Below are 22,443 nucleotides of genomic sequence, written 5' to 3'. Positions count from 1 at the left end.
TTTCGCTGGAAATAAGGGACGATAGGCCTAAGGAACTCTCCGCTCGGTGCAAGAACCAGGTTCTTATTGTCTGGTTGCGGTGTGCGGGTGCCGTCGTCGCGGAGAACCTTCGTCGGACCGCTGGTGGCACCATGCCGGGCCTGGCCATGGGAAGGTCGCGAGCATGGAGTTGCCACCCGTGCCGACCGGGATCGTCTGTGCCCCGATGGCCGGCGGGCCCTCGACGCCCGAGCTCGCCGCGGCGGTCGGCGAGGCCGGCGGGCTCGGGACGCTGGCGGCCGGCTACCTGACCGTCGACCGGTTCGCGGCGGACATCGAGCGGACCCGTGGGCTGACCCGCCGGCCGTTCGCCGTGAACCTGTTCCTGGGCGGGCAGCGGGCCCGGGGCACCGACGCTCAGGCCCTGGACGCGGCCGTCGCGGCCTATGCCGAGCGCCTGGGCCCGCTCGCCGCCCGCCTCGACGTGGCACCCGGCGACCCCGGTCCTCCTGGGGTCGGCGGTTCGGCCGGGGCGCCGGACGACGACGACTTCGCGGCGAAGCTCGACGTGGCGGTGGCCGCGCGCCCCGCCCTCCTCAGCGTCGCGTTCGGCCTGCCGTCGCACGAGGACGTCGCGCGCTGCCATGGCGCCGGGATACCGGTCGCGGTCACGGTCACCGACGAGCGGCAGGCGCTCGCCGCCGCGGCCCGCGGCGCGGACGCGCTCATCGCGCAGGGCTGGGAGGCGGGCGGCCACCGCGGCGGCATCGACCCGGACGACGTGGAGGGCGCCGACGGGCGGCTGGCGCTGATGCCGCTGCTGGCCAGGGTGCGCGCGGCCGTCGACGTGCCGGTGCTGGCGGCGGGTGGCATCGCGGACGGGGCCGGGGTCGCGGCGGTGCTGGCGGCCGGCGCCCACGCCGCCGTCCTCGGGAGCGCCTTCCTGCGCACGCCGGAGGCGGGCACCTCCGACGTGCACCGGGCGGCGCTGGCCGGCGGGCGGCGCACCGTCGTCAGCCGGGCGTTCACCGGGCGGCTTGCCCGCGGGCTCGACAACGCGTTCACCCGCGAACACGGGCCCGTCGCCCCGGCCGCCTACCCGCGGGTCCACCGGATCACCGCGCCGCTACGGGCGGAGGGACGCCGGCGCCACGACCCGGAGCTCGTCAACCTGTGGGCGGGGGAGACGGCGTCCCTGAGCCGCGCGGTGCCCGCCGCAGAGCTGGTCGCCGGGTGGCACGCGCAGGCGCTGGAGGCGCTGGAGACCGCCTACGGGGTGGCCAGCGCCTCGGTGGGCGAGAGCCGGGCGGCGCGGACCGCCGGGTAGAGACCGGCGACCCCGCCGATGACGACCGTCGCGCCCAGGCCGGCGAGTACCGCCCAGGCCGGCAGCACCGGCGGCCACCCCCGCGCCGCCGCGTACCCGACGGTGACCGCGGCGCCCAGCAGCGCCCCGCCGGCGCCGCCGAGCGCGGACAGCAGCAGCGACTCGGTGAGGAACTGCCCGCGGACCTGGCCCCTGGTCGCGCCCAGCGAGCGGCGCAGCCCTATCTCGGAGCGCCGTTCCAGCACCGAGATGACCATGGTGTTGGCGACCCCGACCCCACCGACGAGCAGCGCCACCGCGCCAAGGCCGAGCAGCAGGCCGGTGAACGCGTCACCGGCCGCCCGCTGGGCGGCGAGCGCGTCGGACGGGCGGGACACCTCCACCTCGTTCGGCGCCTCCGGGTTGGCGGTGGCGCCGAGCACGTCGCGGACCGCCTCCACCTGGCCCGCCCGCGCCCGGACGTAGATGGTCGTCGGACGCCCGTCGAATCCCGCCCTGGACTCGGCGACCGGCCACCCGACGAGCGCCGCGGTGTCCAGCTCGGGAGCGAGCGGGGCCGGTTCGAGGATGCCGACCACGGTGAACCAGTCCCCGCCGAGCAGGATCCGGGTGTCCGGTGAGGCGTGGCCGATCCCGAGCCGCCGCGCGGCGTCGGCGCCGAGGACCGTCGCCGGGTAGCCGCCGGTGGCCTCGTTGAGCCAGGTGCCGCTCGCCAGCCGTCCGCCCACCGCCGCCAGCACGTCGGTGCGCGCGGCGTAGGCGGCGATCCCGTTCGTCTGCGCCGCCGGGATCCGATCGGTGCGGTAGACCTTCGCACCCTCGAGCCGCCCGACCGCCGAGCGCGACTCCACCGGGCCGATCCGGCCGACCATCGCCTCGGCCTCGGCCGGCAGCCGGGCCTGCTCCCCGGACAGGGTTGTGCCCGGCGCGACGGTCAGCAGGTTGGTGCCGAGCGCGTCGAGCGCACGGTCCAGATCGGCGCGGGACGACGACGAGAGCCCGACCACCGAGATCATCGCGGCGACCCCGATGGCGATGCCGAGCGCGGACAGGAACGCCCGCAGCGGACGGGTGCGCAGCCCCACCGCTCCGACCCTCACCACGTCCCCCGGCCACATCCGGGCCGGTGCCAGCGCGCGGCCTTCCCGCGGGCCCACCCGTGCCGGGAGCGCCCGTGTCGGGAGGGCCGTCGGCTCGGCGGCCGCGACCTCGGACGGCGCCGGCATCACGCCACCTCCCCAGCCGGCTCGCGGACCTGGCCGGCACCCGAGTCGGCCACCAGCCGGCCGTCCCGCATCCGGACCTGCCGGGGCAGGGACGCGGCGATCTCCCGATCGTGGGTGATCACCACGACCGTGGTCCCGCCGCCGTGCAGTTCGCGCAGCAGCGTCATCACGCCGGCGCCGGACACCGAGTCGAGTGCCCCGGTCGGCTCGTCCGCGAGCAGCAGCGGCGGGTCGCCGGCCACGGCCCGGGCGACGGCGACCCGCTGCCGTTCGCCACCGGACAGCTCGTGCGGCTCGTGGTCCATCCGGTGCGCGAGGCCGACCCGTTCGAGCGCCGCGGCGGCCAGCCGGCGCCGCGCCGCCGGCCGCAGGCCGCAGTAGAGCAGCCCGTCCGCCACGTTGCCCAGCGCGCTGACGCCGGCCGCCAGGTGGAACTGCTGGAAGACGAAGCCGATCCGGCTGGCCCGCAGCGCGGACAGCTCGGCGTCGGCCAGCCGGGCCACGTCGTACCCGTCGATGCGCACGGTCCCGGACGTCGGCCGGTCCAGCGCGCCGAGGATGTTGAGCATCGTCGACTTCCCCGACCCGGACGGCCCGACGACCGCCATCAGTTCGCCGTGGCCTATCCGCAGGGTGATGCCGGCGAGCGCGGCGACCCCGCCCGGGTAGACCTTGGTCACGTCGTCCAGTTCGATCATGCCGGCATCCCCACCGTGACGCCGGCGGCGATGCCGGGTCCGGAGATCTCCACCCGGCCGTCGGCGAACAGGCCGGTGGTGACCGCGACGTACCGCGAGGTCCCGGCCGCCTCGTCGACGACCTCCACCCCGAAACCACCCTCCCGCAGCGCCAGCAGCGCGGCGACCGGGACGGTGAGCACGTCCGGCCGCCGTCCGGCGGTGAACGTGACGTCGACCGAGGCCAGCGCGTAGGCATCGGCGGCCCGCTGTTCCGGCAGGCCGACGACCACCTCGACCGTGGTGGTGGGATCCGCGTCGGGGCCGCTGCCCGGGTCGATCCGCGTCGACACGTCGTCGATCCTGCCGGGAGTCCTCGCGCCATCCGGGAGGGTGACGGTGACCTCGGCGCCGTTCGTGGCCAGGCGCTGGTCGGAGGTCTCCAGCTCCACGGTCACGGCCTTGGCGGTTCCGGTGTAGCTCAGCACGGGGGCGCCGGGGCCCACCGGGGCGCCGAGCGCGGCGGTGACGCTGTCCACCCGGACGGCGTCCGGCGCGAACACCACCCGGCCGAGCTCGACCCGTCCCGTCTCCGGCAGCCCCACGTCCCGCTGCCAGCGGGCGACCGCGCTGGCGGTGTCGCCGGTGTAGGAGTCGTCGACGGTGAAACCCGAGTAGCCGAGGGCCGCCAGGTTCTCCTCCAGCTGCCGGACGTCCTGGCCCTCGGTGCCCGCGCGCAGCGGCCGGTAGGCGGGCGTCGTCCCGTACAGGAGGGTCACCGGCTGGTCGTCGACCCGGAACAGCTCCTGGCCGCGGGTGACGTCCGCGCCGGTGTCCGGCAGCGCGGTGACGGTGCCCGGCACGCGGCTGACCGCCGTGGTCGACGGGCCGTAGCCGAGATCGCCGTCGACGGTCCGGGCGTCGGTGAGCGTCTGCCGGGTCACCTCGGCGGTGTTCGGCGGCAGCGCGCCGGCGGTCGGCCCGCCCGCCTCGCCGTCGTCGGCGGTGCCGAGCACGGCCGCGGTGACCGCCGCCCCGCCCGCGGCGACGACGGTGACGGCGGCCGCGACGCGCCAGCCACGTCGCCGTCCGCGGCCGCCGCGCCGACGGCTCCCGGCGGACTCGACGGTCTCCGCGGTCCCGGTGGTCTCGGTGGTCTCAATGGTTTCCGCGGGCCCGGTGGTCTCGGCTGGCTTGTTGCTATCGGTCGGTCCGGACTCCCGTGTCCGGTCTGGCTGGTCTGTCTGTTCCCTGACGGTCACCCGGGTCACGCCTTCCCGGAGAGGATGCCCTGGCAGGCCTGTTGGGCGGTCTGGAAGTCCGGGTCGTCCCCGGCCTCCGGGCCGATGATGATGCCGCGCTGGCCCGGATCGGGGTCGGGGAACGCCTCGACGCCGTTCTTCCGCATGCACGCGGCGAAGTCCCTGGACTTGGCCTCCATCTCCGGGTCGCTGCCCGCGGACCCGTTCGCCTGCGGGCTGTACTCGCGGCAGGCCGCCATGGCCGCGTCGACGGTCTCCTTCGGGGTGCTCGGGTCGATCCGTAGCTCGATGCGGCCGTCCACCGGGTCGGGCATGTCGATGCCGTTCTCGCGCATGCACTGCGCGAACTTGACGGCCAGATCCCCCGGCCGCGGAGAGCTGGTGGCGGTGGCGCCGTCGGTCGCTCCGTCCGCGCCCGCGCCCCCGGACCCGACCCCGGCGGCCGAGGCCACCGTGCCGCTGTCGTCGCCCGAACCGCAGCCGGCGAGGGCCAGCATGAGGGCCAGCGGCAGCGCCGCCAGAACCGTCGGCATTCGCCGGGAAAGCCTTCGCGTCACGTCGTCTCCCTGCCAGGTCGCTCTGTCTCGACCGGCGCTGGTCGCGACCGGTCGAGCGCTGATGCAACGCACCGGGGCGTTTCGCCGGCGTTTCCATGGCCGCCGTCGGCGGCTGGTGGCCCGCCCTCCGACCGGGGCGATTTCAAGATCATCAGCTTGCGCTAACGGTGAGGAAACAGAGTGGTCGGCGAGCATGTGTCGGCGGGTCGACGGGATGAGCGGAGTGGCGCCGTGCGGGTACTGGTGGTGGAGGACGAGCCGATGCTCGCGGAGGCGGTCGCGGAGTGGCTGCGTGACGAGGCACACGCGGTGGACGTCGCGTACGACGGCGAGGCGGCGCTGGACCGGCTGACCGTCCACAGCTACGACGTGGTCGTGCTCGACCGGGACCTGCCGGCCGTGCACGGCGACGATGTCTGCCGGGAGCTGGTCGCCTCCGGCGCGACCGCCCGGGTGCTGATGCTCACCGCCGCCGCCGAGGTCACCGACCGGGTCGACGGGCTCAACCTTGGCGCGGACGACTATCTGACCAAGCCGTTCGCCGTCGCGGAACTCGCCGCCCGGGTCCAGTCGCTGGGCCGGCGCGCCCGGCCGGCCGCGCCACCGGTGCTGAACCGAGCGGGCATCACCCTGGACCCGGCCCGCCAGCAGGTGTTCCGGGACAGCCGATACGTGCCGTTGTCGCGCAAGGAGTTCGCCGTCCTCGCCGAGCTGCTGCGGGCGAAGGGCGCCGTGGTGTCGGCCGAGTTCCTCCTGGAGAAGGCGTGGGACGAGCACGCCGACCCGCTGACCGGCGCGGTGCGGCTGGCCATCCTCAAACTGCGCCGCAAGCTCGGTGACCCGCCGGTTGTCGAGACCGTCACCGGCGTCGGCTATCGAATCTCATGACCGCTGCCACCGCCACCGCCGTCCGACCGTCGTCGTCCCGGCGCCGCCTGCTGCGGACCAGGCTGACGCTGATCTACGGCGGGCTGTTCCTGGTCGCCGGGGTGGTGCTGCTCGGCGCCACGTATGCGCTGTTCCAGCAGCAGATGCGCGGATCCGGGACGAAGGTGCTCGCCCAGCGGGTCGAGTCCAACGGGAACGTGACGACCACCACCTCGCTCGGCAGGCAGACGTCCTCCCCGGATGGCAGCGACACTCTGATCACCGGAGCGGACGCTGAGCGCTGGCTGCGGGACCAGCAGAACCAGCTTCGCCGCGCGGCGACCAGGTCGCTGCTCGTCCAGGGCGGGATCGCGCTGGGTGTGGTCGGCGGCGCGGCGGCCGGCTTCGGCTGGCTGGTCGCCGGTCGGGTCCTCGCGCCCCTGCACCGGGTCACCGACACGGCCCGCCGGATCGCGGCCGCGCCGGCGGCCGACCGGGGGCTGCACGAGCGGATCGCCCTGCGCGGCCCGCACGACGAGGTGAAGGAGCTGGCCGACGCGTTCGACACGATGGTGGAACGGCTCGACCGGTCGTTCGACGGGCAGCGCCGGTTCATCGCGAACGCCTCCCACGAGCTGCGCACCCCGCTCACCGTGGGTCGCGCCCTCGTCGAGGTGGCGATGCACCGGCGGTCGGCCTCCGAGGACGTGAAGCAGCTGGGCGACGATCTACTGAAGATCAACCTTCGGCACGAGCGGCTGATCAGTGGACTGCTGCTGCTGGCGGGCTCGGAGAAGGAGATCACCGCGCGCCGGCCCGTCGATCTGGCGGACGTGGTCACCCACGTCGTCGGCCAGACCGCGCCGGAGGCGAAACGCGCCGGGATCGTCGTGCACGAGTCGGCGACCGAGGCCCCGACGAGCGGCGACGCGCTGCTGCTGGAGCGGCTGGTGCACAACCTGGTCGAGAACGGCGTCCGGCACAACATCGGCGACGGCGGCGAGGTGTGGGTCGCCAGTCGCGCCCGGGACGACAGCCTGGTGGAGATCGAGGTGTCCAACACCGGGCCCGCGGTGGCGTCCTACGAGGTCCCGTCGCTGTTCGAACCGTTCCACCGGATGGCGACCGAACGGCTGATCACCGCCAAGGGGGCCGGGCTCGGACTGTCGATCGTCCGGTCCGTGGCCGAGGCCCACGGCGGCGCGGCCAGGGCAGAGGCCCGTGACGGCGGCGGCCTGGTGGTGACCGTGACCCTGCCCGCGGCCCCCGACCGCGATCCACCGGACCAGGCCTGATCGCGATGGCCCAGATCAGCTCGCCAGCCGGCCGTCCGCGGTGAGCGGCGTCGCGCGCGACACCCACAGGCGCGATCAAAAATCGATCATCCGCACTGGGGTTGCCCTGTCGACAGGAAACCGCAGAAGCCATTGTTGCAGTTCAGCACGCTGCTACGCCCCTGGCCGCGGCCGCCAGGACGGTCCGAGGTCATCCGAATACCGCCGGCAGAAGCGGGCGCGAGCGGCTGCCCCGACATCGGACAGTAACCTTGTAATTCATCCCTGGGTGTTCCTGGTGCCAGGAAATGGGCTGGGGCCTGCCCCCGCTCGATCTCGGCAAGCCTCTGGTACTCGCGGGCAAGTTCCACGCAGACGCGATATTCACCGGAATCAATCCCGTTCTCATCGGCCATTTTCTCGGCCTTTTCGAGCATGCGGGCAGCGTTCTCCAGGTACCTGCTCATGGCGCGAATGCTAGCCGCCCGTGACCGTTTTGGCGCAACGATCCCGCACTCCCAGGCCGCCCGAATCGGTCAGGCCGCTCGCCCGCGCCCGTCAACTCGCCGCCCAACTCCGCCACATCCGCCACGACGCCCGACGACCACCTCGAGGATCGCGGGCCAGAGGACAGCCGCCTCGCGTCGCGGAGGACTGTCCGACGAACGGCGCGGCCCGCGGTGATCGTCGCCCGCGGACGGAGCAGATCCTCGGGGCAGGTGGAATTGGGGTCCAGACCCGGTCTGGACCCCAATTCCACCTGCCGCAGCGAGCCCGTGCGGCGGATCATGCGGTCTTCGTCCCTCCCCGGACACGGCCGTCGCGGGCGTCTGCCCCAGCCGGCTGTCGAGTGGGGTCAGCGACGCCCGGCATGGACCGATTCGGCCCGGTACCGCCCCTGGGCCGCACACGCCGACGCGGGATGGCGGACCGGTCGTTGCCGGGACTGTGGTGCCGCACGAGAGCACTCGGCGGTCAGGGCCATCGCGATGAGTTCCGGTCATTCAGGGTGTTCCGACACGGGCGGCCCCGGCGCCGGGCCACGACCCGGATCGTCCTCTCCTCACTTCCATCAGTCCGGTATCAGTCCGGTATCAGCCCGGGACCAAACCGTCGGACCGGCCCGTCACCGTCACGCGTACGAGGCCGCTGTAACGATCTTCTCTGCGGGCATTTCCAGACAAGGACCTGACCGCCATCGCGAGGAGAGGAACTCCATGAGTGCCATTCGCAGCCCGCTGTCAGACGACGCGCGCACCATAACCGGCGAGGCCCTGGAAGCCATGGTCGTCGATCTGATCGACCTCTCGCTGTTCGCGAAGCAGCTGCACTGGAACGTGACCGGCCGGACCTTCCGCTCGATTCACCGCCAGCTCGACCAGGTCGTCGACGTCGCCCGCCGCCACACCGATCTGGCGGCCGAGCGCGCGGTGGCCATCGGGGTGAACCCGGACGGTCAGGTGGCCACGGTCGCCCACCGCGGTCAGATCCACGGCGTGGAGTCCGGCTATGTCCAGGACGAGAAGGTCGTCCGGCTGATGACCGACGTCCTGGCCGAGGTCGTCGCCCGGATGCGTGGCCGGATGGACGCCACCGCGGAGCCGGACCCCGTCACCCAGGACCTGATCATCGGTGCGCTCAAGGAGCTGGAGATGCAGCACTGGATGTTCCAGGCGATGATCTGACCTAGTCCGGGCCCGATGTCCGGGGACGCCCGGTGCCCGGGAATGCTCGGTGCCCGGGAATGCTCGGTGCCGGAGATGCTGGGCGTCCGCCGGGTATCAGGCCAGGATGAGCGTTCCGACTCTCGTCAGGACCGGCCTGGCCACGGCGGGCGCCGCCGCCCTCGGCGCCGTCGCCACCAGCCCTGACTCCAACTGGTACCGGACTCTGGACAAACCCGCCTGGCAGCCGCCTCCGGCGGCGTTCCCCGCCGTCTGGACCCCGCTGTACGCGCTGATCGCGTTCGCCGGCGCCCGTGCGCTGGATGGTGCCGCCCAGGAGCAGCAGCGGCGGCGGTTGCGGCGCGTGTTCGCGATCGACCTCGCGCTGAACGCCGGCTGGACGCCGCTGTTCTTCCGGGCCAGGCGCCCGCGCTGGGCGCTGGCTGAGATCGCCGCGCTGGACGCGGCCAACCTGGCGCTGCTGGCGTGCGCCTGGCGGGCCGACCGGCCAGCCGCGGCGGCGCTGCTGCCGTATGTGGCCTGGACCGGCTTCGCCACCGCACTGAACGCCGCGATCGCCACCCGCAATCCCGACTCTGCCGACCGCCCGCGATCTTCGTCCCGCGGGCGGCTGTTCGCCTGATCGAAACCCGGCGTTCGCGCGGCTTCCGGCCGGAGGAACCCTCTCCTGCCTGGACTGGCGCACTCTCTATCATCCCAGTTGGCGCGAATGCGCTGGTTGTTACGGATGCCGTGAGACGGGGCCGGCGGACAGGCGGGCGACGGATGGTGCGGACGCATGACCGGGGACGACGGGGTTGGGCCGTGAGGCCTTCATGATGGTGAGGGCCGGACGCGGCATGTCGCGATGACCATCGACTCGTCAGCACCCGAAGCGGTCGCCCCCGAGTCAGGTATTCCGGCACAGCCCGGACCGGTCGACGCCCGGACCGGGCCCGGCGGACCGGCTCAGGACCTCCCGCCGCGTCCCCGAGGGCTCCGTGGGCTTCAGGGGCTCCAGCTTCAGGCGTTCCAAGGGCGTCGGGGGCTCCGGCGGATCCGGATCGGCGCACCGGCCGCGGCGGTCCTGCTGCTGGCGCTCTGCTCCTTCGTCGGCAGCCTCCTGTTGCAGGCCTTCCTCTACCCACGCGGTTCCGGCGACGCCGACGAGGCCGCCTACGTCCTGCAGGCGCGGATGCTGCTCGACGGCCGGCTCACGCTGGACGCGCGGGTGGTGGAGCCGTTCTTCCAGCCGTGGCTGACCGGCGTCCACGGCAACCATGTCTTCACCAAGTACCTGCCGGGCTGGCCCGCGCTGCTCGCCGTCTCCCAGGCGCTGTTCGGCACGATGACCGTCGCTCCCGCGGCGGTCGCGGCCTGCTGGGTCATCGGCGCCTACCTGCTCGCCCGCGAGCTGTTCGACGACGTCTGGACGGCCCTCGTGGCCGCCGTGCTCCTCGCGCTCTCGCCGCTGGTCCTGCTGCACACGGCTCTTCCGCTCGCCTACGCCTGCTGCGCGGCAGTGCTCACGCTGGCCAGTGCCCTCCTGCTACGCGGGGCCCGTACCGGATCACGACCGGCGCTCATCGGTGGCGGCGCGCTCGTCGGGTTCGCGCTGCTCAACCGGCCGTACGACGTGGTCCTCGTCATGTTGCCCCTGGTGCTCTTCGTGGCCGCGCGGCAGCGGCGGACCCCCCGGAGGCTGCTGACCCGCTCGGCCTGGGCCGCCCTCGGCGCCGCGCCGCTGGTCGCCGTCCTGCTGGCCTACTGCTGGCACGTGACGGGATCGCCGCTGCGGCTGCCGCTGTCGGCCTCGGACCCGCTGGACACCTTCGGCTTCGGCGCGCGGCGCATCCTGCCCACCGAACCGAGCTTCCTGTTCACCCGGCATGCGGCCGAACAGGCCCTTTGGGACACCCTGGGCGCGGCACCGAGCTGGTATTTCGGCGGCCTGGGACTGGTCGCTCTCGCCGCCGTCGGCCTGCTGGCCCCCCGGCGACGCCCCGAACGCCTGCTGCTCCTCGCGACGACCGCCGCGGTGCTGGCCGGCTACTTCTTCTGGTGGGGCTCGGCGTTCGCCGTGCCGGGCCTGCGCAACGGCCTCGGCCCGCACTACCACCTGGCCGGGTTCACGCCCCTGGTCATCCTCGCCGCCGCCGGCGCCCGGTGGCTCTGGACCCTGCTACCGGGGCGGCCGCGCACGCGGCGGGCGGCCGCGCCCGCCGCCCGCCCGGCCAGCAGCCCGGCCCGCCCGGCGCGGGCCAGCCTGCCTACCCGCCTCGTCCGACCGACCGCGCTCGCGCTCACCGCGGTCGGGTTCGTGGCGCTCACCGTGCCCACCCTGCAGGCCAGGATCGACGTGCAGCACAACGTCGACGCCGGCAACGACTTCCTGGACGCGCTCGTCCCGGACGACCTGCCCGGCCCGGCGCTGGTCGTCGTCACGTCCGGCGTGGCCAGCCGGTACACCCAGGTCCCGTACCACACCCTGCGCAACAGCCCCGGGCTGGACGGCCCCATCGTCTACGCGGCGGACATCGGGCCCGCCGTCGCCGCCCTTCCCGAGCGGATGCCCGGGCGCACGCTCTACCGGCTGCGACCGGACGAGCTCGTCGACGCGGATGTCCCGGGCAGCTACCGGGGCTCGTTCGTCCCGCTGCGCCAGGTGACCGGCACCCGGGTCGAGATCCGGGTGACCATCCGCCCGCCCGCGGCGGCGACCGGGGGGAACGCCGCCGCGCCCGCCAGCGTCGGAGCCGGCGCGCGGATGTACATCCGGCTGGGGGGTGAGACCCGTTCGCTGGACCTCGCCGCCCTGCCTCCCGGCGGGAGCGATGGCGCCGGCGCGCTCACCCACACCTTTGCCCTGACGACCGGAGCGATCACCGGACCGGACGAGATCACCGCCGGTCAGTCGTCGCCGGCCGAGCTGGTCGTCGGGTTCGCCGCGGGCGCCGACCCGCATGCTGGCGGGTGGGAGGAACGGTTCCCGTTGGTTCGGCGCGCGACCGGTGACCTCTCCCTGCTCGCGCCCGGTCTTGGCTGGCGGCGCCTGCCGGACGGCGCGGCCGGCGTCAGACCCGGATGGCTCGCCGCGCGGGTGCTACCCACCCTCGACGTCGCCCTGGCCGGCGCGGCGGGCCGCTGACGCTGCGGCCTGACGCCGTGGCCCGCCGGCGGCGCGGCCGGTCACGGGCCGGGGTGGCTCACGGCACGGCGATGGTGCGGCCCAGGCCGTGCTCGGAGCGGTCCAGCCGTTCGTAGGCCGCCGGCACCTCGTCGAGCGAGATGTGGTTCGCGCTGACGCGCACCTTGCCGGCGGCGGCGAGCGTGACGAGCTCGCGCAGCTCCCAGGCCTCGCCGGAGTAGCTGCTCTGCAGGACGCACTCCCAGGGGGCGTGGATCAGCCCGAAGGGGACGGAGCCGAGGGCGGCGCCGACGCAGACGACCTTGCCGCGCTCGGCGGCGCAGGCGACGGCGAGCGCGAGCGTCTCGTCGGCGCCCACCAGGTCGAGCACGAACGACGAGCGACCCAGCTTCCTGACCCGCCCCGCCGCGTGGTCGCCCGGGTCGAGGGCGACGTCGGCGCCGAGCTCGAGGGCGAACTCGCGGCGGCGCGGGTCGCGTTCGATGGCGACGATCGTCGCCGGCGAGAGCGCGCGCAGGATCTGCACGGCGAGGTGGCCGAGCCCGCCGATGCCGATGACCGTGGCCACGGCCCCCGCGCCCAGCCACGGCATCGACGACCGGATCGCGTGGTACGGCGTCAGCCCGGCGTCGTCGAGCGGCCCGGCGTCCGTCGGGTCGAGACCGTCGGGGAGCGCGACCACCGTCCGCGCCGGCACCCGGAGGAACTCCGCCAGGCCGCCGTCGAACCCGAGGCCCGCGCCGCTCGCCGGCCTGATGACCGGGCAGTACCGCTCGTGGCCGGCGACACAGGTCGGGCACTGGCCGCAGCCGTACTCGGCGTGCACGACGACCGGCTGCCCCGCGCTCAGTCCGCGCACGCCGGGCCCGACCGCCTCCACCCAGCCGGCCGTCTCGTGACCGAGCGTGAATCCCGCTCCGTCGGGCCGGTACACCGTGGGAGCCGCCGCGATCAGGCAGTCCGAATGGCACAGCCCGGCGCCGGCGACCTTCACCAGCACCTCCCCGGCGCCCACCTCCGGCACCGGCACCTCGGCGACCTCCAGCCCACCACCCGGTAACACCCGCACAGCCTTCATGAAAGCTCCCTCGTCGGTTCGGCACGTGGACGGCGCCGTCGCCGGGCGGTGCGTCCGGATCGAGCTTGGCCGGCGGGGACCGGACACGCAGCCGATAGTGAAACCGGGCAAATGGTGGCAGGGGCGCCCACCGGCGCGCGGGAAGCGAAAGACCCCCAAAATCCGAGGTTCGGACCGGCGTTCTCGCTGACGCTGAACCGGTGGACGGCAACCCAGACCGCACGGGCGCGCTACCGGCGCAGCGGGACGTTCCCAGCTCCGAGCGGGGCGAAGAGACCAGCGGTCCGTCACCGGAGGACGGCTCGCCGCCCGGCGCCGCGCTCCACGATCCCGTCCTGACGTACGGAAAGGAGGACGAGGACCCCACCGGGGCGTGGACGAAGCACAAGAAGACGATGGAACGTACCGGCGTACGCACCATGGCCAGACGGCTTCCGGGGCTGCTCAAGCTGTCGTGGTCGCTCGCCTGGGAGGCCGACCGCGCCGGGCTGCTGGCCCTGGTCGCCGTCAGGGTGGTGTCCGGGCTGGCGGAGGCGGCCGGCCTGCTCGCCGTGGCCGGCGCGCTCACCGAGCTGCTGAGCGCGGGCCCGACGCCGGACCGGATCCGCGAGGCGCTGCCGGCGCTGGCGCTGGTCGCGGGTGCGGGAGTCGTGCGCACCGCGCTGTCCCTGGTCGAGAGCCTGCTGCGGCGCCGGTTCGGCCCGCGGATCGACCGGGTCTGCATGGTCCGGCTGCTCGACGTCGCGACCCGCACCTCCGTGATGGCCTTCGACGACCCACGGTTCGTCGACGACCTGGACGCCGCCGAGCGCGGTGCCTCGGGCGGGCGCCAGCTCGTTGACAACACCGCCGACGTGTTCACCTCCGCCGTGCGGATGGTGGCCGCGGGCGGCGTGCTGAGCGTGCTGCATCCGCTCCTGCTGCCGCTGCTGGTCCTGTCGATCCTGCCGGACGGCTGGGCGACGGCGCGCTCGGCTCGGCTGGCGTACGCGTCCTGGCTCGGTACCATCCGCCAGGTCCGGCGGCAGTACATGCTGCGGTATTACATGATCGATCGGAGCAGCGCCGCCGAGATCCGCTCGTTCGGGCTGGGGCGCTTCCTGCTCGACGAGTACACCCTGCTCGCCCGCGCGAACGAGGCCGAGCAACTGCGGGTCGGCCGCGGCCAGGTCCGGTACCGGCTGATCGGCGAGAGCGTCGCCGGGCTCGCCCTCGGCGCCGTGTACGGCATGCTCGTCCTGCTCCTCGACGCCGGGGTGATGCCGCTCGCCGCGGCGGGCACCGCGGTCCTCGCGATCCGCAACGGGCGGGGAGCCCTGTCGACCGCGCTGTCCAGCCTCAACGACGCCTACGAGAACTTCCTCTACTTCGGCGAGTACCGGGCCTGGATCGAGGAGGCGGCCCGTCGGATCCCGGAGCGGCGGACGCCGACGGCCCCGGTGAACCCGACCGTCATCCGCGTCGACGGCGCCACCTACAGCTATCCGCACACGGGCACCGAGGCGCTGCGCGGCGTCTCCGTCGAGCTGCGCCGGGGCCAGGTGGTCGCGTTCGTCGGCGCGAACGGCAGCGGCAAGTCCACGCTGGCGAAGCTGCTCGCCGGCCTGTACCTGCCGGACGCCGGCACCGTGACCTGGGACGGCGTCGACCTCGCCGACGTCGACCCGGACAGCGTCCGGGACCGGGTCGGCCTGATCCCACAGTCCTACACCCAGTGGCCCATGTCGGCCCGGCTGAACATCGCGGTCGGCCGCGTCGGTCGGCTGGCGACCGACGGCCCGGACAGCGTCATCCCCGCCGCCCGGGCCACCGGCGCGGACGAGGTGGTCGACAAGCTGCCGCACGGCTACGACACCTCGCTGGCCCGCCAGTACAACGCCGGTCATGACCTGTCCGGGGGCCAGTGGCAGCGGATCGCCTGCGCGCGCGCCGTCTACCGGGACGCCCCGTTCCTCATCGCCGACGAACCCTCCGCGGCCCTCGACGCCCGCGCCGAGCAGACGCTGTTCAGCCTGATCCAGCGGCTCGGCCGGGACCGGATCGTCCTGCTGATCACCCACCGGTTGGCCAGCGTCCGGACCGCCGACCGCATCTACGTGCTCGACGAGGGGCTCGTCGTCGACGAGGGAACCCACCCCGAGCTGATGAGCCGCCCCGGCATCTACCACGACCTGTTCACCCTCCAGGCCCGCCAGTTCGTCGACACCCCAGATCCGGAACCATCCTCGGTTCCGGCGGCCGAAGCACCGGCCGCACCAGGCCAGGCTCAGGGCGCGCGGTAGAGCCAGACACTTAGCTCTTGCGCTAAGTATCGCGGCCCGCAATACTTAGCCGCGTGGAACAGTATTCGGTGCGGCTCGACGGGCTGCTCGTGGCTCTCGCGGATCCGACCAGGCGCGCGGTGCTCGGCCGCCTCGGCCGCGGGCCGGCGACCGTCAGCGACCTCGCCGACGGCTTCCCCATGGCCCTTCCTTCCTTCATGAAGCATGTCCGCACGCTCGAGAAGAACGGCCTCATCCGTACGGCGAAGTCCGGCCGGGTCCGCACCTGCGAGCTCAACCGCGACGGCCTCGCGCCGCTCGAGAACTGGCTGGCGGAGCAGCGGCGTGGCTGGGAGGACCGCACCGACCGTCTCGTCCAGTTCGTCACCTCGCCCGAGGAGCAGGCATGAACCACGACCTCGACCTCTCGCTGGAACGCCTCATCCACGCGCCGCGCGCCGCTGTCTGGAAGGCCTGGACCGACCCGGCCAGCCTCGAACGCTGGTGGCTTCCCGCTCCGACGCTCTGCCGCGTCGACCGCCTCGACACACGGCCCGGCGGCGCCTTCGTGACGCGGCTCAGCGACGACGGCACCGAATTCACCCCACACCTCGACGCCTGCTTCCTGGTCGTCGATGAGCTTGAGCGCCTCGTGTTCACCAACGCGATCGACAGCGCCTGGCGCCCCGCGGTCCCCGCGCCGGTACCCATGACCGCGGAGATCACCTTCCTGGACCATCCCAGCGGCACCGACTACCGGATCGTCGTCCGCCACGGCGACCCGACCGCCCGCGCCCGGCACCAGGACCTCGGCTTCCTGGAGGGCTGGGGCACAGTCACCGAACAGCTGGCCCGATTCACCGAGACCGGCACCACACAGGAACGTTAGCCACAGGCATCACCAGGCCGGCCACCCACGCAAAACCTGGTCGCGACCTATGCGCGCCGCCGCGCGGTGGGGTCTGCATCGCCCTCCTCGAACCCCTGATCTCGACGAGCGGCGTGGTGCTGGTCACCGCCGTGTGGGCAGCCACCATCGCCGCCTACGTGACCTGGCGCCTCCCCGAACGGCTCCAGGACATCGCGGCCAATCCCCCCACCTACTTCAGATCACCCTCGACCTGAACCGACCCCGCCGAGACGGTGCGGTGCGAAACGGTGGAGCGGCACGGCGAACGGCGATGCCCGTTCACGGCCGGCCCGCCCGGGGAACGACAGGTCTATGACCGGGCAGGACTGGTGGGCCGGGGGCCCGCGCTACCTGCCGATCGCCGACCACGGGCTGATCGGCGACCTGCGCACCGTCGCCCTGGTGGGCACGGACGGGACCATCGACTGGTACTGCTGCCCGTCCTTCGACGCGCCCAGCGTCTTCGGCTCGATCCTCGACGCGGACCGGGGAGGGCACTTCGAGCTGACGGCCGACGCGCCGGCGAGGTCGAGGCAGTTCTACTTCCCCGACACCAACGTCCTGATCACCCGGTTCTTCACCGAGGACGGTGTGGGCGAGGTCCAGGACTTCATGCCGATCATCGGCGACGCGAGCGCGGGCGACCGGCACCGGCTGATCCGGCGCGTGGTGTGCGTGCGCGGGTCCATTCCGATGCGCGCGCGGGTGGCCCCCCGGTTCGACTACGCCCGGCTGCCGCACACCGTCAGGACAGAGGGCGGCGCGACGCTGTTCGAGTCGGCGTCGCTCTCCCTCGCACTGACCGCCACGGTGCCGCTCGACGGGGACGGCCGGGACGTGTGGACGATCTTCAAGCTGCTGGAGGGGGAGTCCGCGGTCTTCGCCCTCGACCGGGTGGGCGGTGACATCGCGCCGCGTGGGTGTCCGCATGCCGAGGCCGAGCGGGAGTTCACCGCCACGGTGGCGTTCTGGCGCCGGTGGTTGGCCGCGTCCCGCTATCGGGGGCGGTGGCGGGAGATGGTGCACCGCTCCGCGCTGACCCTCAAGCTGCTCACCTACGCGCCGACCGGGGCGATCGTGGCGGCCCCGACGACCAGCCTGCCCGAGCAGATCGGCGGGGAGCGTAACTGGGACTACCGATACGTGTGGATCAGGGACGCGGGGTTCTGCGTCTACGCGCTGCTGCGGCTGGGATTCACCGACGAGGCGCGGGCGTTCATGGACTTCCTGTCCGAGCGCGTCACGTTGCGCGACAACTGCCCCCGCGGCCCGCTCCAGATCATGTACGGCATCGACGGCCGCGGCCAGCTGTCAGAGGAGGAGCTGGGCCATCTCAGCGGGTACCGGGACTCCGCCCCGGTCCGGGTCGGCAACGCCGCCGCCGACCAGCTCCAGCTGGACATCCACGGGGCGCTCCTCGACTCCGTCTACCTCTACGACAAGTGGGGGCAGCCCATCTCCAGCGGCCTGTGGGACGAGGTCTGCGTGCTGGTGGACTGGGTCTGCGACCACTGGGACCAACCCGACGAGGGCATCTGGGAGACCCGCGGTGGCCGCAAGAACTTCCTGTACTCGCGGCTGATGTGCTGGGTGGCGGTCGAGCGGGCGATCCGGTTGGCGTCGCACCGTGGCCTGCCCGCCGACATCGTGCGCTGGCGGGGCTGCCGCGACGAGATCTACCTGCAGGTCATGCGCCGCGGCTGGTCCGCGAACCGGCGGGCGTTCGTCCAGCACCTCGACGACGACGTCCTGGACGCCTCGGTGCTGATGATGCCGCTGGCCAAGTTCGTCTCGCCCACCGACCCGAAGTGGCTGTCCACCCTGGACGCACTCGGCGAGGAGCTGGTGTCCGACTCGCTGGTCTACCGTTACGACCCCGCGGCGAGCCCCGACGGCGTGCGCGGCGAGGAGGGCACCTTCTCGATCTGCTCGTTCTGGTACGTCGAGGCGCTCACCCGGGCCGGAAGGCTCGACGAGGCGCGGCTCGCCTTCGAGAAGATGCTCACCTACGCCAACCACGTGGGCCTGTACGCCGAGCAGATCAGCCGCACCGGCGAGCAGCAGGGCAACTTCCCGCAGGCCTTCACCCACCTGTCGCTGATCAGCGCCGCGTTCAACCTCGACCGCGCCCTCGGCTGACGGCCGTGCTGCCTGGCAGGCCGCCGCGGCTGGGTCAGGGTAGGAGGGTGTCCAGGAACGCGTTGCTGAACACCCGGTGCGGGTCCAGTGCGGACAGGATCGCCCGGGCGGCGTTCCAGTCGGCGCCGGCCGGTGCGCCGGCGGAGTAGCTCGCCGGAATCGTCGTGCCGAGCACCGCGGGGTCGGTCCAGGGGCCGGCGTCGGTGTGCGCGAAGCGCTTCGACCATTCCGGCCGGACGGCGGCGTAGGCGCCGGCGTAGTTGCTGCGCAGCCACGTCTCCAGCTCCCGGTAGAACTGGTCCTGGTACGGGGTGCCGGGAACGCTCACCACGTCGACCCACACCACCGCGTCCCACTCGGGGTGGTCCGGCCGCGGCCGCAGCGGTGACAGGAGCGCCGGGCGCGCGCCGGGCACGAGCGAGTCGGCAGGATTGTCGAGACCGGTGACGCGGAACTCCACCGGGGCGTTCATCGGGTACTGGCCGCGCGCCTGGTACTCGGCGAGCTTGCCCTTGTAGAAGGCGTAGAACTCGGCGGCCACCCGCTGGATGTCCGCGCGCCGGGTGTGGATCGCGTGGCAGGTGGTCGTGATCCGCAGCGTGCTCGATCTGACGTAGGACAGCAGGTTCTTCGACCAGCCCCAGATGTCCCAGCTCGCCGTCGAGACCAGGCCCGCACCGACCAGGCTGATCTGGGTCTGCATCAGCGTCGGCGTCTGCGAGACGTCGCCGGTGATGATCTGTGTCAGGAGGTCCGAGACCTGCTGCGGGATGATGTCGTTGAACGGGAAGTTGTACGCGCTGGAGACCTGCCGGGACAGCACCGGCTTGTTCGGGCTCACGGTCCAGACCCGCAGCCACGGGTTCGCCGTGAACGGGAACCAGATGCACACCACCCGGCCGCTGGAGTTCACGTAGCTCGCGAACGACTGGGCCCCGGCCGAGGCCGGGGGAGCGAACAACGTGTCGGCGCTGACGTTGAACCAGCTCTGGCAGCGCAGGCGCCGGTTCGGCCCCACCCGCAGCGTCGCCTCGGTGATGAAGGCCCGGCCGAGGTGGACGAGCAGCGCGCCGGCCTCGGCGTCGCCGCGCTGGAAGGTGCGCAGCACGTAGCGGTTCTGGCCGGCGTCCCAGACCACCGCGGTCAGGGAGACCACCAGGTTGCTCAGCGACCCGAAGGTGTGGCCGGCGGGGAGGGTCTCGCCCTGTGCGGCTATCCCGGTCCCGCGCCCGCCGACCGCCAGCACTCCGCCGATTGTGTTCTCACCGATCGCCGGGGTCGCGGTCACCCCGTAGCCGGCCGGTTCGAGCGCCGCCAGCACGGCGTCCACCGTGGCGCCCGGCTGGACGGTCACCGATGCCGGGCTGCCGGCGTGGACGGTGATCGCGGTGAGGTGTGCGGTGGTGTCGACGAGCACGACGCCCGATGCGCCCGCCGGTACCACCAGCGGTGACCAGTTCAGCCGCGCGCCCCGCGGCCGTAATCGCCAGCCGTTGGCATGCGCCCAGTTCGCCATGGTCACCACGTCGGCGGGTGAGGCGGGCGCGGCGGTCCACAGGTTGTCGACCTTGATCTCGCCGGACCAGTTCTGGAAGGCCTGCAGGTACAGGGGAACGGACGTCGGGAAGTTCGGGGGCGCGGGGGTGGCCGCCTCCGCCGGCGTCAGCCGGAAGGCGGGCGTCCACTGCAGCAGGCTGAACGCGGTCAGGCCCGCTCCCGCGATGACGGCCCGACGGGAGGCGTGGCTCCGGCCCGGATCCTCGTCCGGACGGTGGGGTGCGGGCTCGTGGTGACGAGTCATGATGCCCCTTTGTTGACTGGTTCAAATCTGATGGTCCGTCAGAAAAACGTGGCGCGGGGGAGATGATCTCGGACGCCCCTCGGCTCGTCAAGAGGTCCCGCGCGGGGCATCGGTCGCCGAGCGGCCGTCGTGACGAGTCGGACCTAAGGTGGAGGAGTGGATGCGCGACGAAATCGCGACGACACGTACGGTGAGCAAGGGTGGGATGATCGTGCGTCGCCGGGCTGTGAGGTGCCCGGTCGATCGAGGCGCGCCGGGCACCACCGGATGGCATCCGGCGGCCCGGCGGATGGGTCCCTGGGGATGGCGGCGGCTGACGACCTCTACCAACGTGTCCTGCGGAGCACGGACGTGAGCTTCACGCTCGCCGACCCGTACCAGCCCGACACCCCGCTGACCTGGGTCAACGACGCCTTCACCCGGATCACCGGCTACTCCTTCGCCGAGGCCGTCGGGCGAAACTGCCGCTTCCTGCAGGGCCCGCGCAGCGACCCGGCGGCCGCCGCCAGGCTGGGCGCCGCCCAGCGGGAGCGCCGGCCCACCCGGGTCGAGATCCTCAACTACCGCAAGGACGGCAGCACCTTCTGGAGCGAGATCGCGCTGGCCCCCGTCCTCGACCGGGACGGACGGCTCACGCACTTCGTCGGCGTGCAGAGCGACGTGACAGATCGGGTCGAGGCGAGGGCCCGGCGGGAGGAACTCCTCGTCCGCGAGCAGCAGGCGCGGTCCACCGCCGAATGGGCCGCGCGGGTCGAACGGGCCGCGCACGACCGCCTGGAGCTGCTCGGACAGGTCACCGACGTCATGTCGGGAGCGCTGCGGCAGGGGCCGGCCGCCCTGCGGGCCCTGGCCAGGGTGCTGGTGCCGAGGCTGGCCGACCTGGCCGTGGTCGACCTGGCCTCCTGGGGCGACGAGTCGGGCCGGACCGCGCTCGCCGGTCTCGACCCCGGCATCGAGGCCGACTTCCTGGCGGGCGAGGCCGCCCGTGGCCTGCCGGGAACCAGATGGGGACTGGTCGGCCGGGTCCTGTCCGTCGGTCGGCCGGTCCTGGTGCCCGAGGTCCGTGACGACGACATGGTGCGGTCCGCGACCAGCGCCGCCGAGCTCGACGCCTACCGCCGGATGCGACCGCGTTCGTTTCTCGCGGTACCGCTGCTGGCCCGCGGCCAGGTCGTGGGCGTGCTTCGCCTGATCACGACCGCGGCGTCCGGCCGCCGCTACGACCGGGACGACCTGGACCTGGCCGTCGACCTGGGCCGGCGCGCCGGCCTGCTGCTGGACAACGCCCGCCTGTACGTGCGCGCCCACACGGTCGCCGAGACGCTGCAGCGCAGCCTGCTGCCCGAGATGCCAACCGTGCCCGCCCTGTCCTTCGCCGCCCGGTACCTTCCGGCCAGCGACACGGTCCGCGTCGGCGGCGACTGGTATGACGTCCTGCTCCTGCCCGACGGCAGGGTCGGAATCGCCATCGGCGACGTCATGGGCCACGACCTGCCCGCGGCGGCGACGATGGCGCAGCTGCGCAGCATGCTGCGGGCCTATGCCTGGGAGCTGGCCGGGCCCGGGGAGGTGCTCGAGCGTCTCGACCGGGTCGTCCAGGGACTCGGCATGGACAGTTTCGCGACCGTCTTCTACGCCGTCCTGGCGCCGGACCCCGGCGGCGGGGCGACGCTGAGCTACGCCAACGCCGGGCATCTCCCGGCGCTGCTGTGCACCGTCGACGGCACCGGGCAGCGCACGGTCGAGCCGCTCGCCGACGCGAACTCGCTCCTGCTCGGCGTCATGGACGCCGGCGGCCGCGGCGAGGCGAGCCTCTCGGTGCCACCCGGCTCGACCCTGCTCCTCTACACGGACGGGCTGGTCGAGCGGCGTGGGCGGGATATCGAGGAGGGCATCGACCAGGCCGCCGCCCTGCTCGCCGGCCACACCCCTGAGCCGGTCTCCGGCCATGCGGGCGGCGCCCACCCCGACCTGGACGGACTGGCCGACGCGCTCACCCGGCAGGCGGCGGGCGACGAACCCCAGCAGGACGACATCGCCGTCCTGCTCGTCCGGCTCACCGGGACTAACCCGGCCTGACCGTGTCGCCGGGTCGGGCCGTGGACCGGCCGGCGGGAACGGAGGGAACTCCGTGGCGTCCCTGCCAGGTCCATCACCGCGAAATGAATCATGTTCGCGGAGGGGTGAGACGGGCTTCATATTTGATGGTCCACTGGGACGTCTCCGGCCGCCGGGTGAATCACGTTCACGGTGCGCACCGCGACCGGTCCCGA

At 73.2% G+C, this 22,443-nt stretch carries 19 protein-coding genes; 12 read left to right on the top strand and 7 right to left on the bottom strand.

The features are described 5' to 3' along the window. Positions 1–163 precede the first annotated feature (163 nt). Positions 164–1,306: a nitronate monooxygenase gene (locus tag FRCN3DRAFT_RS0220115; protein WP_007512054.1), complete on the top strand. Its 1,143-nt coding sequence runs from the start codon at positions 164–166 to the stop codon at positions 1,304–1,306. Here FRCN3DRAFT_RS0220115 and FRCN3DRAFT_RS0220110 read toward each other — a convergent pair. From FRCN3DRAFT_RS0220110 to FRCN3DRAFT_RS0220095, 4 genes are read right to left on the bottom strand one after another with little or no spacing between them, the layout of a single operon-like run. After that, the gene (locus tag FRCN3DRAFT_RS0220110) at positions 1,249–2,532 is read right to left on the bottom strand and encodes an ABC transporter permease (protein ID WP_007512052.1); all 1,284 of its coding nucleotides are present in this window, start codon (positions 2,530–2,532) and stop codon (positions 1,249–1,251) included. The two genes, FRCN3DRAFT_RS0220115 and FRCN3DRAFT_RS0220110, sit on opposite strands and share 58 nt — an antisense overlap. Further along, the gene (locus FRCN3DRAFT_RS0220105) at positions 2,532–3,230 is read right to left on the bottom strand and encodes an ABC transporter ATP-binding protein (RefSeq protein ID WP_007512050.1); all 699 of its coding nucleotides are present in this window, start codon (positions 3,228–3,230) and stop codon (positions 2,532–2,534) included. The genes FRCN3DRAFT_RS0220110 and FRCN3DRAFT_RS0220105 overlap by 1 nt, the downstream gene beginning before the upstream one ends. Then, positions 3,227–4,471: an efflux RND transporter periplasmic adaptor subunit gene (locus FRCN3DRAFT_RS0220100; RefSeq protein ID WP_198536008.1), complete on the bottom strand. Its 1,245-nt coding sequence runs from the start codon at positions 4,469–4,471 to the stop codon at positions 3,227–3,229. The genes FRCN3DRAFT_RS0220105 and FRCN3DRAFT_RS0220100 overlap by 4 nt, the downstream gene beginning before the upstream one ends. Positions 4,472–4,476: 5 nt before the next feature. Then, the gene (locus tag FRCN3DRAFT_RS0220095) at positions 4,477–5,028 is read right to left on the bottom strand and encodes a hypothetical protein (protein ID WP_198536007.1); all 552 of its coding nucleotides are present in this window, start codon (positions 5,026–5,028) and stop codon (positions 4,477–4,479) included. A gap of 231 nt (positions 5,029–5,259) precedes the next feature. Here FRCN3DRAFT_RS0220095 and FRCN3DRAFT_RS0220090 point away from each other — a divergent pair, with 231 nt between their 5' ends. Both FRCN3DRAFT_RS0220090 and FRCN3DRAFT_RS0220085 read left to right on the top strand, forming a co-directional pair. Next, positions 5,260–5,916, top strand: coding sequence for a response regulator transcription factor (locus FRCN3DRAFT_RS0220090; protein ID WP_007512045.1), 657 nt, complete (start codon positions 5,260–5,262; stop codon positions 5,914–5,916). After that, on the top strand, positions 5,913–7,190 hold the full coding sequence (locus FRCN3DRAFT_RS0220085; protein ID WP_007512043.1) for a sensor histidine kinase: 1,278 nt from the start codon (positions 5,913–5,915) through the stop codon (positions 7,188–7,190). The genes FRCN3DRAFT_RS0220090 and FRCN3DRAFT_RS0220085 overlap by 4 nt, the downstream gene beginning before the upstream one ends. A gap of 86 nt (positions 7,191–7,276) precedes the next feature. On the opposite strand, the gene FRCN3DRAFT_RS54190 is transcribed toward FRCN3DRAFT_RS0220085, so the two are convergent. Beyond that, on the bottom strand, positions 7,277–7,636 hold the full coding sequence (locus tag FRCN3DRAFT_RS54190) for a hypothetical protein (RefSeq protein ID WP_131803537.1): 360 nt from the start codon (positions 7,634–7,636) through the stop codon (positions 7,277–7,279). 750 nt (positions 7,637–8,386) lie between these two features. Between FRCN3DRAFT_RS54190 and FRCN3DRAFT_RS0220080 the strand changes: the two genes are divergently transcribed. The 3 genes from FRCN3DRAFT_RS0220080 to FRCN3DRAFT_RS45390 all read left to right on the top strand — a co-directional run bounded on the left by FRCN3DRAFT_RS0220080 (position 8,387) and on the right by FRCN3DRAFT_RS45390 (position 11,981). Then, complete coding sequence (locus tag FRCN3DRAFT_RS0220080; protein ID WP_007512041.1) at positions 8,387–8,854, top strand: Dps family protein; 468 nt, start codon at positions 8,387–8,389, stop codon at positions 8,852–8,854. 106 nt (positions 8,855–8,960) lie between these two features. Then, positions 8,961–9,476 carry a TspO/MBR family protein gene (locus FRCN3DRAFT_RS0220075; protein ID WP_007512039.1) on the top strand — a complete coding sequence of 172 codons (516 nt, stop codon included), beginning with the start codon at positions 8,961–8,963 and terminating at the stop codon, positions 9,474–9,476. A gap of 225 nt (positions 9,477–9,701) precedes the next feature. Then, positions 9,702–11,981 (top strand): DUF6541 family protein, encoded by a 2,280-nt coding sequence (locus FRCN3DRAFT_RS45390; protein ID WP_083401605.1) that lies wholly within the window; start codon positions 9,702–9,704, stop codon positions 11,979–11,981. 58 nt (positions 11,982–12,039) lie between these two features. On the opposite strand, the gene FRCN3DRAFT_RS0220065 is transcribed toward FRCN3DRAFT_RS45390, so the two are convergent. Then, complete coding sequence (locus FRCN3DRAFT_RS0220065) at positions 12,040–13,059, bottom strand: arabinose dehydrogenase (RefSeq protein WP_007513912.1); 1,020 nt, start codon at positions 13,057–13,059, stop codon at positions 12,040–12,042. 200 nt (positions 13,060–13,259) lie between these two features. Between FRCN3DRAFT_RS0220065 and FRCN3DRAFT_RS0220060 the strand changes: the two genes are divergently transcribed. The 5 genes from FRCN3DRAFT_RS0220060 (at position 13,260) to FRCN3DRAFT_RS0220040 (ending at position 18,369) form a co-directional block, all read left to right on the top strand. Continuing rightward, positions 13,260–15,341 (top strand): ABC transporter ATP-binding protein, encoded by a 2,082-nt coding sequence (locus tag FRCN3DRAFT_RS0220060; protein WP_007513910.1) that lies wholly within the window; start codon positions 13,260–13,262, stop codon positions 15,339–15,341. 53 nt (positions 15,342–15,394) lie between these two features. Further along, positions 15,395–15,730, top strand: coding sequence for an ArsR/SmtB family transcription factor (locus FRCN3DRAFT_RS0220055; protein ID WP_027140767.1), 336 nt, complete (start codon positions 15,395–15,397; stop codon positions 15,728–15,730). Next, positions 15,727–16,209: an SRPBCC domain-containing protein gene (locus FRCN3DRAFT_RS0220050; protein WP_007513906.1), complete on the top strand. Its 483-nt coding sequence runs from the start codon at positions 15,727–15,729 to the stop codon at positions 16,207–16,209. Before FRCN3DRAFT_RS0220055 ends, FRCN3DRAFT_RS0220050 begins: the two co-directional genes overlap by 4 nt. Before the next feature lie 113 nt (positions 16,210–16,322). Next, positions 16,323–16,445 carry a hypothetical protein gene (locus tag FRCN3DRAFT_RS57170; RefSeq protein ID WP_269799832.1) on the top strand — a complete coding sequence of 41 codons (123 nt, stop codon included), beginning with the start codon at positions 16,323–16,325 and terminating at the stop codon, positions 16,443–16,445. A 97-nt stretch (positions 16,446–16,542) separates the two neighbouring features. After that, complete coding sequence (locus FRCN3DRAFT_RS0220040) at positions 16,543–18,369, top strand: glycoside hydrolase family 15 protein (RefSeq protein ID WP_007513902.1); 1,827 nt, start codon at positions 16,543–16,545, stop codon at positions 18,367–18,369. A 34-nt stretch (positions 18,370–18,403) separates the two neighbouring features. Here FRCN3DRAFT_RS0220040 and FRCN3DRAFT_RS0220035 read toward each other — a convergent pair whose 3' ends face one another. Then, the gene (locus tag FRCN3DRAFT_RS0220035; RefSeq protein WP_007513900.1) at positions 18,404–20,170 is read right to left on the bottom strand and encodes a cholesterol oxidase substrate-binding domain-containing protein; all 1,767 of its coding nucleotides are present in this window, start codon (positions 20,168–20,170) and stop codon (positions 18,404–18,406) included. Between the two features lie 303 nt (positions 20,171–20,473). On the opposite strand from FRCN3DRAFT_RS0220035, the gene FRCN3DRAFT_RS0220030 reads away from it, so the two are divergent. Further along, a complete protein-coding gene (locus FRCN3DRAFT_RS0220030) occupies positions 20,474–22,249 on the top strand; it encodes a SpoIIE family protein phosphatase (protein ID WP_051466316.1) in 1,776 nt (591 codons plus the stop codon). Positions 22,250–22,443 lie beyond the last annotated feature (194 nt).

Source organism: Pseudofrankia saprophytica (assembly GCF_000235425.2).
Classification (GTDB): Bacteria; Actinomycetota; Actinomycetes; order Frankiales; family Frankiaceae; genus Pseudofrankia; species Pseudofrankia saprophytica.
Note: the sequence above shows the minus strand (reverse complement) of the source record. Positions and strands in the feature narration are given on the sequence as shown.

What these genes read in the sequence shown, in the direction of transcription:
- FRCN3DRAFT_RS0220115 (WP_007512054.1), top strand. Translation starts at nt 164, where the DNA reads ATGGAGTTGCCACCCGTGCCGACCGGGATCGTCTGTGCCCCGATGGCC.
- FRCN3DRAFT_RS0220110 (WP_007512052.1), bottom strand. Translation starts at nt 2,532, where the DNA reads ATGCCGGCGCCGTCCGAGGTCGCGGCCGCCGAGCCGACGGCCCTCCCG.
- FRCN3DRAFT_RS0220105 (WP_007512050.1), bottom strand. Translation starts at nt 3,230, where the DNA reads ATGATCGAACTGGACGACGTGACCAAGGTCTACCCGGGCGGGGTCGCC.
- FRCN3DRAFT_RS0220085 (WP_007512043.1), top strand. Translation starts at nt 5,913, where the DNA reads ATGACCGCTGCCACCGCCACCGCCGTCCGACCGTCGTCGTCCCGGCGC.
- FRCN3DRAFT_RS54190 (WP_131803537.1), bottom strand. Translation starts at nt 7,636, where the DNA reads ATGAGCAGGTACCTGGAGAACGCTGCCCGCATGCTCGAAAAGGCCGAG.
- FRCN3DRAFT_RS0220080 (WP_007512041.1), top strand. Translation starts at nt 8,387, where the DNA reads ATGAGTGCCATTCGCAGCCCGCTGTCAGACGACGCGCGCACCATAACC.
- FRCN3DRAFT_RS0220075 (WP_007512039.1), top strand. Translation starts at nt 8,961, where the DNA reads ATGAGCGTTCCGACTCTCGTCAGGACCGGCCTGGCCACGGCGGGCGCC.
- FRCN3DRAFT_RS45390 (WP_083401605.1), top strand. Translation starts at nt 9,702, where the DNA reads ATGACCATCGACTCGTCAGCACCCGAAGCGGTCGCCCCCGAGTCAGGT.
- FRCN3DRAFT_RS0220065 (WP_007513912.1), bottom strand. Translation starts at nt 13,059, where the DNA reads ATGAAGGCTGTGCGGGTGTTACCGGGTGGTGGGCTGGAGGTCGCCGAG.
- FRCN3DRAFT_RS0220050 (WP_007513906.1), top strand. Translation starts at nt 15,727, where the DNA reads ATGAACCACGACCTCGACCTCTCGCTGGAACGCCTCATCCACGCGCCG.
- FRCN3DRAFT_RS0220040 (WP_007513902.1), top strand. Translation starts at nt 16,543, where the DNA reads ATGACCGGGCAGGACTGGTGGGCCGGGGGCCCGCGCTACCTGCCGATC.
- FRCN3DRAFT_RS0220035 (WP_007513900.1), bottom strand. Translation starts at nt 20,170, where the DNA reads ATGACTCGTCACCACGAGCCCGCACCCCACCGTCCGGACGAGGATCCG.
- FRCN3DRAFT_RS0220030 (WP_051466316.1), top strand. Translation starts at nt 20,474, where the DNA reads ATGGCGGCGGCTGACGACCTCTACCAACGTGTCCTGCGGAGCACGGAC.